Raw genomic sequence first — 16,927 nt, forward strand, 5'->3', positions numbered from 1 at the left:
GATTGGAGTTTTTGTATAAGAAAAAATCCATTAATAAGAAATTTTGTAATTATGTGACGTTATAATTACCGGATATGTTGTTAATATGGAGATGTATTAATGATTATATTAAGAAAAGGAGAGTAGGATTATGCAGGATGTGAAGTTATTTTTGTTTTATTTATTTTTAATTGTATTAGGAGGGGTGATATCTTACTTTCTTATAAATAAAGTGATCCTTCCGTGTTTAGAGAAAATTGGGGAAATAAGCGCAAAAAGATTAATGAGGAAGTCAAAGCGAATAATTAAACATGTTTTGCTGGTGTTTGAAGTGTTGGTTATCATAGTGACAATGGCACTAATCTATTTTGCTTTCCAGGTTATTATTGGGGCGGATATAGAAAAAATGAAATGGTCAATGTTAAGTGTAGTATGTGTTTATCCAATATTTATTGTAATAATTAGTCGGATTAAGTTGGACGTAGAAAAAGAGTTAGGTACTTTTAACAGTATTATCAAAAAAATAGTAGCAAAGATTAATAAAGAGAATTATTTAATAAATAGATTGGACATCCTATTTGGGAAAACAACACTTAGTTTAATGATTCATATCACAATAATATATGTTTTGTTCGTTGGTGCAATTAATTTTGAACATATGCCATATCAAATTTATTATATAGTAATTATTATATTGCCAGTTTCTTTAATAACTTTTATTTATTTTACCGATCGTGATTTAGTCTCACAAAATATGAGAAGAATCCTTAGTTATTTTTTATTAATGATGATAGCGCTTGGAAAAGGCTATAATGATTTTAAAATTTTGATGGGAATAGATACTCCCAATCAATTTAACGATTATTTAGTATTTCTTTTTTTAACAGTATTTATTGCAATGGATAGGTTGATAAAAAGTATTGTGGATGATTATATTGCTTATCATAAACCTGAGGGAAATACAGATTTTATTGCAATGGATAGATTGATAAAAAGTATTGTAGATGATTATATTGCTCATATTGATTTCACCAATTCAAATGAGATGAAAATTTCACATGTAGAAAGTTACTCAAAAGACCATTCAGAAGCTTCACCACTATTGTACGAGAATGGAAAATTCCGAATGGATGTTAGGCCGATTGAATTTAAAAATGAAAAGGATTATCAGAAGTATTTTAAATAATAGAGCAGAAAATCATACATCATATTGTATGATTTTTCTTTTATACATAGTTTGGTAAAATAGTAGTAATTGTAATTAATTGTAACGGTGGGGATGAAAATGTTAGAGCAACTCATAATTGAATTGGCTAAAACAATGAAGCAGGTTGAAGATATAAAAGGTGAAAAAACTTATTTAGTTATAAACAAGGATGATGAAGGATTAGAAGTTGAAACTAAATTTTCACGTGAGCAATTTGAAAAGGGAAAAGAAGCGCCAACTTATTTTAAAGTGGGCTTTGAACTTCTTAAGAATGCTTGGGGAAAATTTATCGCTATGCGTACGGTAAAGAGTGAGGATTTTGGACAAGCAAGTGAATGTAATGCTTTCTTGTTAGCTTTCTTTTCGCAGCTTCCATTTGTGTATGTAACGGAATCAGGAGCTATTACATTTAAAGAATTCCAAACTGATAATTTGCCATGTGAGCAGTATCATAAAGTTGTTGGATTTTTGGAAGAGGTAATAAACAATACATACGATCCGAAAAATCTAAGTGATCAAACCAATGGTAATTTGTATAGAGTTAAATCTAAAGGAAGGCAAGATTTAAGGTTACTGGGATTTTTAAAGAATAATCATAATATTAATACATCTTTATTAATTGAATATATTGAGGCAAAAAGTAAGAATGATGTTATTCGAAAGCTAGTTTTAAAGCAGGAATACTTTCACATTGTTATGTTTGTGCTTAATCTTTTAAGAGCATATCAGAGAAGGGACAAGAAAGCGGCTTTAGTACATTTAGCGATGACGATTGTCCGGAACTCTAGAGGGGATAATTTAATGCTAGAATCATTAGCAAAAGAGCGCACCCATAACCTCTTAATGTGGTCTGAGAAATTGGAAATAATTAATGCTGAATGGATTCCAGCCGAACAATACATAAAAAAGAGTGAAGAAAAGGGCGGTAATATGAGTAGTAGTTTACGTGAAGGCTTTTTAAAGGTAATGAAAGAATATTTGGATGCAAAAACAGAAAAATTTGCAGGACATAAATTAGGATTAACAGTCCGAAATGATATAGCAACAGAGATCATTCGTTTACCATTTATAAATGAGAAGCGGTACAGTGTGATAGGGTCAGTTGGAAAAGGGAATTGGGCAACAGTTCCGTGGATTGCGCTAATGCATAGAGATATTACAACATCGACACAGAGAGGGTATTATATCGTCTATTTATTTAGTGAAGATATGCAACGATTATATTTGACCATTGGACAAGGTGTAACAGAAACGACTAAAGAAGAGATGCAAAAAATTAAAGAAGAGATTCGTGAGCAAATACACATGTCCCAAAGGGTAAAAAAAGACGATGACATTTTCCTAGGTACAAGTCCAAAAGCAAAAGGATATGCGAATTCAACAGCGGCTTATATTGCGTATGATGCTAATAAAATGCCAAGTGAAAAAGAGCTAGTAGAGGATCTAGAAGAAATGCTTCGCTATTATGAGGGATTCATAGCTTATAAAGAGAAAGGAACGAAATATGAAATGATCTATGAGAGGAAAGAAGTGTATTTAGATCAGCAATCAATTATTGATCATGTGTCTTCTTATATTCAAAGTAAAGGTTTCTTTTATGAGAAAAAGGATCTTATTAATTTCTTCCTTTCATTAAAAACAAAGCCATTTGTAATTTTATCAGGTATTTCAGGTACAGGAAAAACGAAAATTGTGCAGTGGTTTGCAGAGAGTTTAGGGGCTACGGAAGAGAATGGGCAATTTACGCTTATTCCGGTTCGACCTGATTGGAGTGATAGCTCTGATTTACTTGGTTATGTGAATCTTCAAGGAGAGTTTCAAGAAAGACCGTTAATTAAAGTTCTTGCAAATGCAGATGCAAATCCAAATAGGCCGTATTTTGTAGTGTTGGACGAGATGAACTTGGCTCGAGTGGAATACTACTTTAGTGACTTTTTAAGTGTAATTGAAAGTCGTAAATGGAGAGATGGGAAAATTGTTACGTCACCAGTGCTTCCAGAATCAATTACGAATAAGCATATTACGATTCCATCAAATGTATATATTATCGGAACTGTAAATATGGATGAAACGACACATCCTTTAAGTAAGAAAGTGTTAGATCGTGCGAATACAATTGAGTTTAATACCGTTAACTTAGATTATTTTAATTTCTTAATGGATGTAGAAGAGAAGGAAGCTGAAATTGTTTCTGATAGCTCTTTAGCGACCAAGTATCTTCATTTAAAAGAATGCTTTAAAGAAAACGAAGATCTTGTGAGAAATATATCGAACGTTTTAATAAAAATAAATAAAATACTTGAATCAGTTGGAGCTCAAGTTGGGTATCGTATACGAGATGAAATTTGCTTCTATATGGCATATAACGAACAAGGGAAGTTATTATCGTTCGATGAAGCACTTGATTATCAAATATATCAAAAGATTTTACCACGTCTTGCAGGGAGCGATGGACGAACGGAAGAGGTATTAAAGCAGTTGTATGTATTATGTGCAAATGAAGAATACGATAGTGGCAATAATGATGCTTCCTATGCTAAGTATCCTCGTTCAGCTAATAAGCTGTCTCATATGTTAAGGAGGTTCGAGTATGATGGTTTCACCTCTTTCTGGATCTAGTAATGAGATAGGGCTAGTTAAGATTGAAACAGAGGAGCTATCATTGACGATTAAAGGAAATCCTTATCATGAAAAATATGAGAGTTTAAAAGAATATCACGCTATGAACGCAGATGAAATGATGTATTTTCATGTAGATGGTAAGACAGAATCCGTTTCTGTATTTGATGCGAGACTGCAGAGATTAGATGAATGGAACGAACATCCGCCAATCTTTTTTGAAAATAGAAGTTATCAGCTTGTTGTTGTTCCGAAAAATAACAAGCAGCTGTCTTTTTATCATGAACATCCGGGGTTTCGAAAGCAAGTTAGCTCCATTCAAATGGGCTCGCTTCACGTGTTAATGGGGAGCCTTTCATTTCCGAATGAAGTAGGAAATACAATGTTTGAAATTAAAGATAATCAAGATACTTTATTAACTGTTACATTTGAAGTTTTCCCGGCAAAACTTAATTATAAGGATGATTACAGATCTTTATTAGATGAAGTAAATGATGAAATTTATAATTTAGCGTTTCATTTACTAAAGAGAACTTACTTAGGAGCATCTGCAATTTACGCTACAAATCCATCGAAGAGTGAGTTTTATCGTATTTTAAATGATTCCTTTGAGCGGTTTATGAAGTCGATCTCTCACATTAAAAGACAACCGCATCATACGCTTATGACTAGGCATCAACTAGTACGTGGAGAGAAAATTCGTAAGTTGGATTCTGTCGGAATGAACTATTTGCGAAAGCGACCACACTTGCTACAAGGAGAAAACAATATACCGACTAAAGGCATTACAGCTTATAAGGAAGTTTCTTATGATACGCTGGAAAATCGATTTGTTAAATGGATGATTCAAAGAGTTGTACATAAAATAGATGATTTAATTAAGGTACTAGAGAAAAAGTCTAGATATACACGTGGTGAAACTGATGAAGATTTGCTGGAACGTGTAAAAAATATGAAGTATCGAATGAAAAATGAATTGAACGATCCATTTTGGAGAGGAATCGGAAAATTGGATCGCTCAGTCTTTTCACTTGTTATCCAGATGGCGGCAGGCTATAGAGATGCGTATCAAATTTTCTTAATGCTATCGCGAGGATTAACATTACGAGGACAAATTTTCAAAATGTCGGTAAAAGATGTCGCAAGGTTATACGAATACTGGACGTATTTAAAACTTGGACAAATTCTATCTAAAAAATATATACCGCTCCATCAAGATGTTATTCAAGTGAAGCAAGATGGTTTATATGTAACGCTAGATGAAAGTAAAACTGCGAAAAGGACGTTCAAACATCCAGAAACAGACGAGGTAATCGAGCTATACTTCCAAAAACGAAACGGTCGACTGCCAACAGTTACACAAAAACCAGATACAATGCTCGCTATTGAGAAAAAGGGAAAGAACTATCAATATCAATACATTTTTGATGCAAAATATCGAATTGATTTTGCTGAAAGATCTCATTATAAAAGGAAGTATGGCACCCCTGGTCCAATGGAAGAAGATATTAACACAATGCATCGTTACAGAGACGCACTAGTAGTAGAACAAGAAGGTCCATTTGAACGAACAGCTTACGGAGCATACGTACTATTCCCGTGGAACCAAGAGGAAGAATACGAGAATCATCCATTTTATAAAAGTATAGAAAAAGTAAATATCGGTGGTTTCCCGTTCTTACCAAACGCCACAAGACTAGTCGAACAATTTCTAGATCACCTCATTGAAAAAAGCCCAGAAGAAATTATAAAAGAAGGCATCCTTCCAAGAGGCACAAAAGAAGAATGGCACTCTTCATTAGAAGAAAAAGTATTAGTAGGCAGCGTGAAAACTGAAAACGACTATGAAACGTATCGAAAGAATGGCGTATATCAATTACCAATCAAACAGCTAAAACCAGGATGGCAAGAAGCAAAGTACATAGCATTATATGCACCGAAAAAATGGCACGGAGAAAAAGGTGGAATTCAATACGTCGCCAAAATCAAGCATATTCAAATGCAACAAAACGATGAGTATGTACATTTCGAACTAGAGCCATGGAAAAAACTAGACCACCTCATTCGCCCGGTAGGATATGGTATTCAAACATACACAATAACAACTATGTCATTATTAAAAGAAGTACAAGAACTCCCAGAACTCTTCATGAACTCAAAAGAAGAACGAATTCTTTGGAAAACGCTGCGTCGTTTTACGAAGCAAGTTAAGGTTGAGCTGGATCATAACAACTTAGATGAGGCTTCTTCTATTAAGAGTTATTATGTGCAGGATGTTCAGATTTGGGTTGATTATGAGAATGAGGTTGTTATGGTTGGGAGAGCTGGACGTGTTAAGGAAGTTGCTTTGGAGTTGGTTGTTGGTAGGGGATCGGTGTTGTTTAGGGAAGTTTTAGAAGTATTAAATGTTGGGGAATAGCACTTAGATAAAAAGGGGATTAGGTAATGGGCAAGAGACCGAATTTATTTTCATATGGAACAAGTGAGTTGTCACAAGATGCTTTTATTTGTTGGTTAACAGAGTGGGCGAACCCACACTATAAAGAAACCGATGAATGCTTACATGCAGCTAGTATAGATTTTATTAGAAGAATATATGACTTACGTAAAAAGAACTTTCCAGCTGCTATTAAAGAAATTAAGATTACGAAACAATTTAAAGGTTTAGATATACTTATTGAAATTAACGGTAATCAGGCTATTTTAATTGAAGATAAAACGTATACAAAAGAACATTCTAATCAATTGAAGCGTTATTATGAAGAAGTGGTTAAATTAGAAAAATACAAAGAGAGCGACCTATTACCCATCTACTATAAAATAGGTAATCAAAGTGATTATTCAGCAGTAATTGACGCAAAATATATGTTGTTTACAAGAAGAGATATGCTTGAATTTTTACAAGAGAATATAGATAGAGGAGTTCAAGATCAAATATTTTTAGATTACTATTTTTATTTAAGAGAAATAGAGAAAAAATATGATTCGTATAAGAGTCTTCCATTAAGCGAATGGAACGGTGAAGCTTGGGAAGGGTTTTATGAGGAGTTAAAGCAACGCGGGATCAAAGGTCAATATGGGTATGTAGCTAATCCGAATGGTGGGTTCTATGCCTTATGGTGGAATGAACAAGAAGATAATAATTGTAAGCAGTATTTGTAGTTAGAAGAAGGACGTTTATGTTTTAAAATACATGTTGCTGATAAGGATAGAAGAAAAGAACTTAGGGATAAGTGGAGTAAAGCGTTAATCGAACAAAGTCATAATTATTCTTTCAATGTGGAGAAACCTAGATTTGGTAATGGGCAATATATGACTGTTGCTGTGGTGAGGGATTATAGAGTGGGAGATGGAAAAGAGGGAATTGATGTTTCAAAAACAATGAAAACTTTAAGGGAAGGAGAAAGGCTTTTAAACGAGTCAGGTGTTCAATAGTAGATGGATTAGGTCATTTTTTTTCAGTGTATTAAAATTGACGGAGTATTTTCAAGGTGCTATCATTTTATCGCCATAGCGATGATATAATTTTAAAGAATTACTTTTTTAAAGAGGACGATATATGAAATTTGAAGATATCGTAACAGTTAGAATCGGAAGAAACCTTTCTAGAGGAAATGAGCGAAGTAATCTAACTTTAGTTGCTTATTCGTTTGAGAATTTAACGAATGATTTAGATGGATCATCTCTAGATTCACAAGCTAATTCTTATAGTGGAAATTCAAAGCATAAATACAGTTATTTGAGCGGTGCTAGAAATGCTATTTTCAGCTTTGTTAGCTCCAAAGCCGGGATGGTAAGTGAGTTAAACAAAGAGAAGATTATAAACCAAAACTTTACGAAACTTATTATTGAACATAATTATACGCATAGTAGCTATTTATGTTATATATTGAATGAATTATAATCAATGAAAAAGCAAATGACAATTTCTACGTAAGAAAGTACTATGCCAGAATTAGCTCTATCAATTTTGAAAGAATTTGAAATTGAGTTGCCAAGTATTGAGAAACAACGGGCGATTGAAAAAAGCGTCAAGCTTTTGCAAAGAAACAAATAGAACTTGAAGAGCGACTTTATTTAAAAGTATTGAAGCAGTTAGACTAATAATAGAAAAAGTGAGGAACGCAACATGGCTGAATTAAACTCAAAGTTATTTAGTGCTGCAGACAACTTGCGAAGCAAAATGGATGCATCAGAATACAAAAATTACTTATTAGGATTGATCTTTTACAAGTACCTATCTGATAAGTTATTAGAAAAGGTAGTTGAAATAGCAGATGAGTCGCTAGAAGAATACAATACACAAGAAAAACAAGCTCAATTGTATAGAGATTTACTAGCAGATGAAGATATAAAAAGTGATTTGATTGAAACGCTAGTGGATACATTAGGTTATGATATTGAACCAGATTATTTATTCAACGTATTAACTAAGCAAGCTAAACAAAACACGTTTGAGTTAAACAAATTGAATAAAGCCTTTATCGATCTGTCTACAAAATATGATCAATTTAATGGATTGTTTGATGATGTGGATTTGAGATCAAAAAAGCTGGGATCAGAAGATCAACAACGAAATATTACCATTACAGAAGTACTGAAGAAACTAAATGATGTTGATGTAATGGGATATAATGGTGATGTAATTGGGGATGCTTATGAGTTCTTGATTGGTCAATTTGCCTCAGAAGCTGGTAAGAAAGCTGGAGAATTCTATACACCTCATGAAGTATCTGATATGATGGCTCGTATTGCCGCAATTGGTCAAGAAGACAAAAAATTATTTAGTGTATTTGACCCAACTATGGGATCAGGTTCCTTAATGTTGAATATTCGGAACTATATTAACCATCCATATAATGTAAAGTATCATGGACAAGAACTAAATACAACGACCTATAATTTAGCGAAGATGAACTTGATCTTACATGGTGTTGATAAAGAAGATATACGTTTACGCAATGGGGATACGTTGAACAAAGATTGGCCAACGGATGAGCCTTATACCTTTGATTCTGTCCTTATGAACCCTCCATACTCTGCAAAATGGTCTTCAGATGATACGTTCTTAGATGATTCTCGTTTCAACCGTTACGGGAAGTTAGCGCCAAAATCAAAAGCAGACTTTGCATTTCTTTTACATGGATTCTATCATTTGAAAGATTCAGGAACAATGGCAATCGTCTTACCGCATGGGGTACTGTTCCGTGGAGCGGCAGAAGGTGTGATTCGTAAGAAACTATTAGAAGATGGCAGTATTGATGCTGTTATTGGTATGCCAGCAAACTTATTCTTTGGGACATCAATTCCAACAACAGTTATAATCTTGAAAAAGAATCGTACTACTCGAGATGTGTTATTTATTGATGCAAGTAATGAGTTTACGAAGGGGAAAAACCAGAATAAACTTTCTAACGAAAATATTGATAAAATTGTCGAAACGTATAAGAATCGTGAAGGTGTGGACAAATATGCCCATGTTGCTACCTTTGATGAAATCAAAGAAAATGATTTCAATTTGAACATCCCCCGATACGTAGCTACCTTTGAAGAAGAAGCGCCTGTTGATATGGCATCAGTTGGCTCAGTAATCAAAGACATTAGAAAAGAAAAAGAAGAACTAGAATCTAGCTTATATGATATGATTTCTTCACTACAATTTGATGAAGAAAACGCCGAATGGATCAAGGGTGCATTAGAGGTGTTTAATCGTGAAAAATAAACGTACACCAGACATTCGCTTCCAGGAAAGCACTGAAAATTGGAAGCAGTGTAAGATTGTAGATTTATCAGAAGAGACTTTTGGGGGGGGAACTCCAAAGACCACAATTAAAGAATATTGGAATGGTGAAATACCATGGATTCAAAGTTCTGATTTACATGAACATCAAGTTTCAGATGTTTTTGCAAAGAAAAAAATAGCTGAAAAGGGTTTGCAAAATTCGGCTACTAAATTAATTCCTAAAAATTCAATAGCTATAGTGACAAGAGTCGGGGTTGGGAAAATTGCATTAATGCAATTTGAATACGCAACAAGTCAAGATTTTCTCTCATTAAGTAACCTTAAAGTAAATGAATGGTTTGGAGTTTATTCATTATATAACAAATTGCAAAAAGAGTTACATAATGTTCAGGGAACTTCTATAAAAGGAATTACTAAAAACGAACTTTTAGATAAGAAAATTAATATTCCGACTAATTTGGAAGAACAAAACAAAATAGGTATTTTTTTCAAAAATCTCGACCAGACTATCACTCTTCATCACCAAGAACTAGACGTCCTCAAACAAACAAAACAGGGATTCTTGCAAAAAATGTTTCCAAAGGAAGGAAAGTCGGTGCCGGAGATTCGGTTCCCTGGATTTACTGGAGAATGGGAACAGCGTAATTTGGGAGATTGTATAAGCTATATAAAAGGTTTTGCATTTAAATCAGAAGACTATAAAAGTGAGGGTGTCAGATTAGTTAGGGTTTCTGACTTGTCTTCTAATGAAATAAAATTTGACAATGAAAAAATTTTTTTAGATAGAGAATATGAAAATGATTATACAAAGTATAAGTTGAACATAGGGGACATTATTATTACTACAGTAGGATCAAAAATTGAATTGAAGGAGTCTGCTGTTGGAAGACCTATAATTGTTAATAACGAAAATGAAGGTTTATTGAATCAAAATTTAGTGAAAATCTCTCCACTAAATGGATATAATAGTTATTTTATTTATCAGAATCTATTGCAAAAAAGATATATGAACTATATAGGATCCATAGAGAGAGGAAATGCAAATCAAGCTAATATAGCAATAAGTGACTTATGGCTATATAAAGTTTATTTAACTTCTAATGAGGAACAAAAACAAATCGGTAACTTTTTCAAACAATTAGACGACACTATTACTCTGCGACAGCGTGAATTAGATGCCTTAAAAGAAATGAAAAAAGCATTCCTACAAAAAATGTTTGTATAGGTAGTTAAAGGGGGGAGAAACATGACAAAGATACCACATAATGATGAAGCTGAAGTGGAACGACGCTTGATTGAAGTGTTAGGAGAAGGACATAATCAGTGGGATTATCGTCCTGATTTAAAATCTGAAGAAGACCTATGGAAGAACTTGCGGCAAAAAATTACGCAGAATAACTTATCAGAAATTGGGGAATATCCAATTTCTGATAAAGAATTTGATAATATTAAAACAGAATTGCTATTAAAAACACAGACACCCTTTGATGCAGCAAAATGGCTTAAAGGGGAGAATGGAATCTCCCGAATTACAATTGAACGTGAAGATGTTTCACTGGGTTCAATGTCATTGATGTTGTATTCCAATCAAGATATTGGTGGCGGAATTTCTACTTATGAAGTCGTTCATCAGATTGCGAAACAAAAGGCAAACGTTGATGGTCGTGATCGCCGATTTGACGTGACACTTTTAATCAATGGGTTGCCAATTGTTCAAATTGAATTGAAACAGGTCAGTGCCAAAGACGGCGTATTCCAAGCTTATAATCAAATCAAGAAATACGCAGAAGAAGGGATGTTTAGAAATAATATCTTTTCTACTCTTCAGTTATTTGTCATTTCCAACGAACAAACGACACGCTATTTTGCCAATGCGATGCCAAAAGACATGCATAAGAAATTTGTATTTAGTTGGCGAACAACAGACAATCGAAAAGTAGAAAATCTCTATGAATTCGTGAAACAAGTCTTAAATATTCCAGATGCACATCGCTTGATTGCTAATTATACGATTGTGAGTGAGGATCAAGACAACAAAGCCTTAATGGTCTTACACCCTTATCAAATTCACGCAATTGAAGCCTTGTTTACTTCTGCTATGAAACATGAATCAGGATATGTTTGGCATGCGACTGGTTCAGGAAAAACGTTGACAAGTTTTGTTTCTACGAAATTATTAGCTCGTAAACCAGGTGTAGATCGTACAATTATGCTTATTGATCGAAAAGACTTGGATAATCAAACTACAATAGAATTTACCAAATTTGCTTCCGAGTTTAATACTGGTATTACTTCTGGTAATGCCAAGTCTAATAGCTTGATTGTTGGAACCGGAAGTGCAAAAGAGCTAAGTGATACTCTACTATCTGATGCTAATTCCAATACAGTGATTATTACCACTCGTCAAAAGTTAGAAGCTGCCTTGCGCTATGCACAAAGACAAGAGGAACAAAAAGGAACCCAACGTTTTAAGAAACTACTTGGTCAACATATTGTTTTTGTCGTAGATGAATGCCATCGAGCGTTAAGCGCAGAAGGAATGGAAGAGATTAAAAAAAATTTCCCTAATTCTACATGGTTTGGATTTACAGGTACACCGATATTTAATGAAAACAAGAAACAAGCTAAAGGTCGATTAGCTCGAACCACGCGTGATCAATATGGAGAAGTCTTGCATACATATACCATTAAGAATGCGTTAGATGATGGGGCCGTTTTAGGATTTCAAGTAGAACACGAAGATACGATTGAACCAACAACATTTAATAATTATATTTTTGATAAACTGCGTCAAGATGAAAAATACGCTCATTTTAGTAATGATGAAATTAACGACATTATTGATAAAATGGATGGTATGGAAAAGGAAGCATATCTTGAACCATCTTCTTTCGAAAGGGATGAACATATTCAAAAAGTCATTCGTAAGATTTTCCGTCCAGATAATGCCTATACCAAATTTGATTTCCAAAATGGCCGCCCGCAAAAGTCTGCAATTTTAACAACGAGTTCCATTGATATGGCGAAACGTTACTATCAGGCAATCAAGGAAATGATCAAGGATCCAGAATGGTTGACGAAAGAATTTGCTGGACATCCGATTCGAACGGGGCGTGCAATTGAAGATCCAAATTTTCCGCGGATTGCTATCACCTATTCGATACAAGAAAATGAGGACAATTCCAAACAACTTCAAGATGAAATGAACGACATTATTAAGGACTATAACGATTATTATCACACTGCCTGGTCGATAGAAGATATTGAACGATATAATGGCGATATTAATAACCGCTTAGCTCGTAAGAGAGCGGAGTTCAAAGAATTTGGAAAACAAATTGACTTAGTCATTGTTGTAGACCGCTTATTAACTGGATTCGATGCACCAACGATTCAAACGTTATTTGTGGATCGAAATTTAAGTTATGCCAATTTAATCCAAGCCTTTTCTCGTACCAATCGTACCTATCCAGGAAAAACAAAAGGATTGATTGTGACATTCCGGAAACCTTCGATAATGGAACAAAACGTAAAGGAAGCTACGAGGGTATATTCTGAAGAAAAAGAGGAATCTAATCTTGTTTATCCAACTTACGATGAATCGAAGAAGCGTTTTAAAAAGGCTCACAAGTCGTTAACAGCGTTAGTTCCAAATCCAACCGATATTAACGAGCACTCACCTTTTGAAACCCGGATTGAATTTGTGAAAGCTTTCCAAGAGTTAAACAATGCTTATGAAGCTTTAGTTACATATGATGATTACAATGATGATATGGAGAAATCAACAGCACTTCAAGAACAGGTGAATACCTTAGAAGAATATATTGGTGTATACAACACGGTTAAAGGTTCACTAGTAGATGAAGAGGGCCAGGATGGAACGAGCCCAGATTTCTCAGACATTGAATTCTATGGAGAAAATGCAATTAAGATCTATGATATTGACTCAACCTATATTGACCGACTATTAGGAAGGTACTCAGCCAATAATCAGAATATCCGTGACGAGATCGAAAAAATGCTTCAAAAACTGAAGAAATCAGAAGTTGTAAAAGAAATATATCGTAATATTTTGAGTGCTATTGATAACAAAGAAATTGATCCAGATAAAGATATTTTTGAAGTGAAACGAGGCTGCTTCACTACAGCACGAAACCATGTAATAACCCGATTTGCAAATACTTGGTTTGTAGATGAGGGCGAGCTGTATACATCTGCAATGCAATATATAATAGGTGCCGATCCTATTCCTAATATCGGAGGAATCATCGACAGTAAGCGATTTGATCATTATAAAATCGCACACCCAGATGCGAAACCTCTAAAATACGGACCAGAAATGAAACGCCAATGGAGAAAAATACTTGATGAATTTGTTGTACCATTGGGTGAGGAGTTACGTTAAGTGGATAATTTAAATGAAATTGAAGAATTTATTATGAATGAAGAATTTATTATGAATGAAGAATTTATTATGAATAAAGAATCTATTATGAATAAAGAATCTATTATGAATAAAGAATCTAATAATAGAAACATAGTAGTAATTGGGAATGGTTTTGATATGGGCCTGGGACTGAAAAGTTCATATCAAAACTTTATTGAATATATTAAACATAAAAAAAAGTTCGATAAAGATTATGATTTATATAATTATAATCGGCTTTTTCTAAGAAAATATGAAAATTTTCATTTGAATTGGTCAGATTTTGAAAGTTTATATGAAGAAACCATTAGAAAAATAAATAATAGATCTCAAAAAAATGAAGAACCGCACGATATTTTAGATATCGCGTCTATAAATAATGCCATTAAAAGATTAGAAGAAGATTTTAACGAGTACCTTTTAGAAGAATATCCTAAATGGGTTGAGCAAAGAACAATTCCAACTGGAACTCCTGGGGTAAAAAAATTCACAGAAAAAGTAAATCCTTTTTTTGAAAAATTAATCAAAGATGAAAATACATATTTTGTTAACTTTAATTATACGAATTCACTGGAAGATTTGTGTGGAAGTGTACTTTATGATTCTAATGAAATACCACAATCTATGTTAAGTTTGAAGAAAGCGAAAGACAGAATTTTTCATATACATGGAAGTCTAGAAGAAAAAAATATTTTATTCGGAGGTGGTTTCACGGATAGTGAGGATATTAGTAAGATTCACTATTCACAGTCTCTAATAAATGATAAGTTATTTAGGATTAAGAAAGATGAGATATTAAATACGACAAGAAATCAAATAATGTCTACTATTAATCTAAATAGTGATGAAGTTCAGAATGATTTGTTTATTATAGGGCATTCTCTTCAAGGGAGTGACTTTTTATTCTTATCGAAACTAATTAAAAAAGCCAATAAAGTATTTATATTTTATTATGAAGATGATTATATATTAAAGATGGAAGAAATTTTAAGGAAGCTTGGTTCTGCTATTGCTGAAAAAATTATATTGGTTCCATTTTTAGAAATTCTATTACAACTGGATAAATCAATAGTATCTAATTATAAAGAATATCAGAAAATAGATTCTTTTTTTCCTAATAAATTTCCAAATGAAGATATATTATCCGAGCTAACATTAACAATAGACCATTTTAGTTTTCGTAATATTAACGAATTAAGAATAAGTTCTGATAATGTAGAGAAGGTACTTCATATTGCAAAAAATTTAGTAAACAATAAAAATAATTCTAGAATCTCTCAAATTTATTTTGAAAAATCAATTGATGTAGCTGAATTTAATAAACTCAGTGATTCTGATGATTTTGAATTTAATAAACTCAGTGATTCTGATGATTTTCTAATATTACTAAAAAGGGTAGAAAAGATCTTTTTTTCTAATACAGAAATAGATAGTAATTTTCTCATCAAAATTTTAGAAAATGGTAGTAACTTGGTTTATATTAAAATGGAAGACTGTACATTGGTGAATGGAAACAATGAGAGTGCGGATGTATCTGTATGTGAGTCATTGAAAAGGCTCGAAATTATTAATTGTTTTTTTACATCTAAAAGGAAAAGTAGGTTCTATATTAAATCAGATAAACAAAATAATATAGAAAAATTAACATTATTAGGAAATACTGATATTGTAATTGAGAAAGATGTTTTAGAAAAATCAACAAATTTAACAGAACTTAATATCTATATAGTTGATGAAAAAAATGTTTATCTAGAGGAACTTCACCTGGAAAATTTAGGTGTTTTGCAAATTGATTATTCTTCCGGTTTAGTCCCTCCTTTGACAGTAGGAAATAAAATTGAAGAAATAATGTTATTAGGCTATCCTGATGAATCTATTAAGCTCTCATCATTTATGAAGGGTAATGAAGAGTCAGTAGGTTTTCCTAATCTTAGACTTTTTCATTTGAAGCTTCCAGATGTAATGAATTCATGTCAGGATCTTATTGTTGATGTTATTTTAGATGTTTTTTCAAATCATACAAAACTGATTGTAGATAAAGATATAAAATCAATTAAAGAATATTATTTGGAACATCAAGAGCAGCATATTCAAATTTTTAATAATTACAAAGAATTAGTTGATGATAATATTTTACTTGAGTTTGAAGATTTGTCTTTAGAACTATCGCGGTTAAAAAAATACTCAGTTTTAGAAGAGCTTTTAGAAGAAATGAATATGAAGCTAAAAGAAGAAATTCGAAATTTTGGCCAGATGGAATCAAAAGATATAAATGATTCAAATATGAAAAATGAAAGTGATTTGGAACAAGAAGCCATTACTAATGAAATAGATACGCCTATTAATAGCTTGTTGTATGCCCACTTAGTGGGAGATAAAGCTGCATCTTTAGAACTTATTAAGGCTTTAGAGGGACAGAATAAAACTAAGACTGTAATAGATGTTTATCGTAAAATTTTGACTGAAATTGAGAATGCAAAATCGATTTCCAAAAAAGATATACCGATCTTAAAAAATGAATTTTTCATACAGGCTCGAAATGAAATTATTAAAGATTTTTCAGAAAAATGGTCTGTTTCAGAAGAAGAACTCGTTCTATCAGCTATACAGTATGTTGATGGCGCTAAGGATATTCCAAATATCGGGAATATTATCGATAGTAAAGATTTTAAAAGCTACAGAGTTAAACATTCAGGAGCTAATCCAATTAAGTATGCTCAAGCAATTAAGCAGGGTTGGCAGAAAGAACTGGATGAAAAAATAGTATATTTGAATGATGAATTGAAGTAGATTTTCTATTAAGAGTAGTCAACCGTGTCGTTTAGCTGCAAAAAGCCATTACAAAGACTGTAATTAAAGCAATATAAAGAAGACGGGTTTGAATCCCAACGTCCCCACCATACATAACTGTTTGGTGGTTTTTTTATGTGAATTTCTTGATTATTCAGGATTA

The 16,927-nt window shown here is 32.8% G+C and carries 7 protein-coding genes and 2 pseudogenes; all 9 read left to right on the forward strand.

What is annotated here, in order from left to right; translation table 11 throughout:
* The first annotated feature begins 130 nt into the window (after positions 1-130).
* The 9 genes and pseudogenes from ACUN26_RS01495 to ACUN26_RS01535 all read left to right on the forward strand — a co-directional run bounded on the left by ACUN26_RS01495 (position 131) and on the right by ACUN26_RS01535 (position 16,764).
* Positions 131-1,165: a hypothetical protein gene (locus ACUN26_RS01495; protein ID WP_001154400.1), complete on the forward strand. Its 1,035-nt coding sequence runs from the start codon at positions 131-133 to the stop codon at positions 1,163-1,165.
* A 99-nt stretch (positions 1,166-1,264) separates the two neighbouring features.
* Entirely contained in the window at positions 1,265-3,805 is a 2,541-nt protein-coding gene (locus ACUN26_RS01500; protein WP_023441164.1) for an MrcB family domain-containing protein, read from the forward strand.
* Positions 3,780-6,224, forward strand: a complete 2,445-nt coding sequence (locus ACUN26_RS01505) for a restriction endonuclease-like protein (RefSeq protein WP_141546171.1) — start codon at positions 3,780-3,782, stop codon at positions 6,222-6,224. Before ACUN26_RS01500 ends, ACUN26_RS01505 begins: the two co-directional genes overlap by 26 nt.
* Before the next feature lie 26 nt (positions 6,225-6,250).
* A pseudogene (locus ACUN26_RS01510) lies at positions 6,251-7,240 on the forward strand (PD-(D/E)XK nuclease family protein).
* A gap of 124 nt (positions 7,241-7,364) precedes the next feature.
* A pseudogene (locus ACUN26_RS01515) lies at positions 7,365-7,909 on the forward strand (restriction endonuclease subunit S).
* 25 nt (positions 7,910-7,934) lie between these two features.
* Entirely contained in the window at positions 7,935-9,527 is a 1,593-nt protein-coding gene (locus ACUN26_RS01520; protein ID WP_023441168.1) for a type I restriction-modification system subunit M, read from the forward strand.
* Positions 9,517-10,773 (forward strand): restriction endonuclease subunit S, encoded by a 1,257-nt coding sequence (locus ACUN26_RS01525; protein ID WP_023441169.1) that lies wholly within the window; start codon positions 9,517-9,519, stop codon positions 10,771-10,773. Before ACUN26_RS01520 ends, ACUN26_RS01525 begins: the two co-directional genes overlap by 11 nt.
* Before the next feature lie 21 nt (positions 10,774-10,794).
* The gene (locus ACUN26_RS01530; RefSeq protein WP_023441170.1) at positions 10,795-13,953 is read left to right on the forward strand and encodes a type I restriction endonuclease subunit R; all 3,159 of its coding nucleotides are present in this window, start codon (positions 10,795-10,797) and stop codon (positions 13,951-13,953) included.
* Positions 13,954-16,764, forward strand: coding sequence for an AbiH family protein (locus tag ACUN26_RS01535; protein ID WP_098853874.1), 2,811 nt, complete (start codon positions 13,954-13,956; stop codon positions 16,762-16,764).
* Positions 16,765-16,927: the final 163 nt, after the last annotated feature.

The sequence above is a fragment of the Bacillus sp. WC2503 genome, from assembly GCF_052682895.1.

Excerpts from the sequence above, each read along its gene's own strand:
- ACUN26_RS01495 (WP_001154400.1), top strand. The coding sequence starts at position 131 with ATGCAGGATGTGAAGTTATTTTTGTTTTATTTATTTTTAATTGTATTA.
- ACUN26_RS01500 (WP_023441164.1), top strand. The coding sequence starts at position 1,265 with ATGTTAGAGCAACTCATAATTGAATTGGCTAAAACAATGAAGCAGGTT.
- ACUN26_RS01520 (WP_023441168.1), top strand. The coding sequence starts at position 7,935 with ATGGCTGAATTAAACTCAAAGTTATTTAGTGCTGCAGACAACTTGCGA.
- ACUN26_RS01505 (WP_141546171.1), top strand. The coding sequence starts at position 3,780 with ATGGTTTCACCTCTTTCTGGATCTAGTAATGAGATAGGGCTAGTTAAG.
- ACUN26_RS01530 (WP_023441170.1), top strand. The coding sequence starts at position 10,795 with ATGACAAAGATACCACATAATGATGAAGCTGAAGTGGAACGACGCTTG.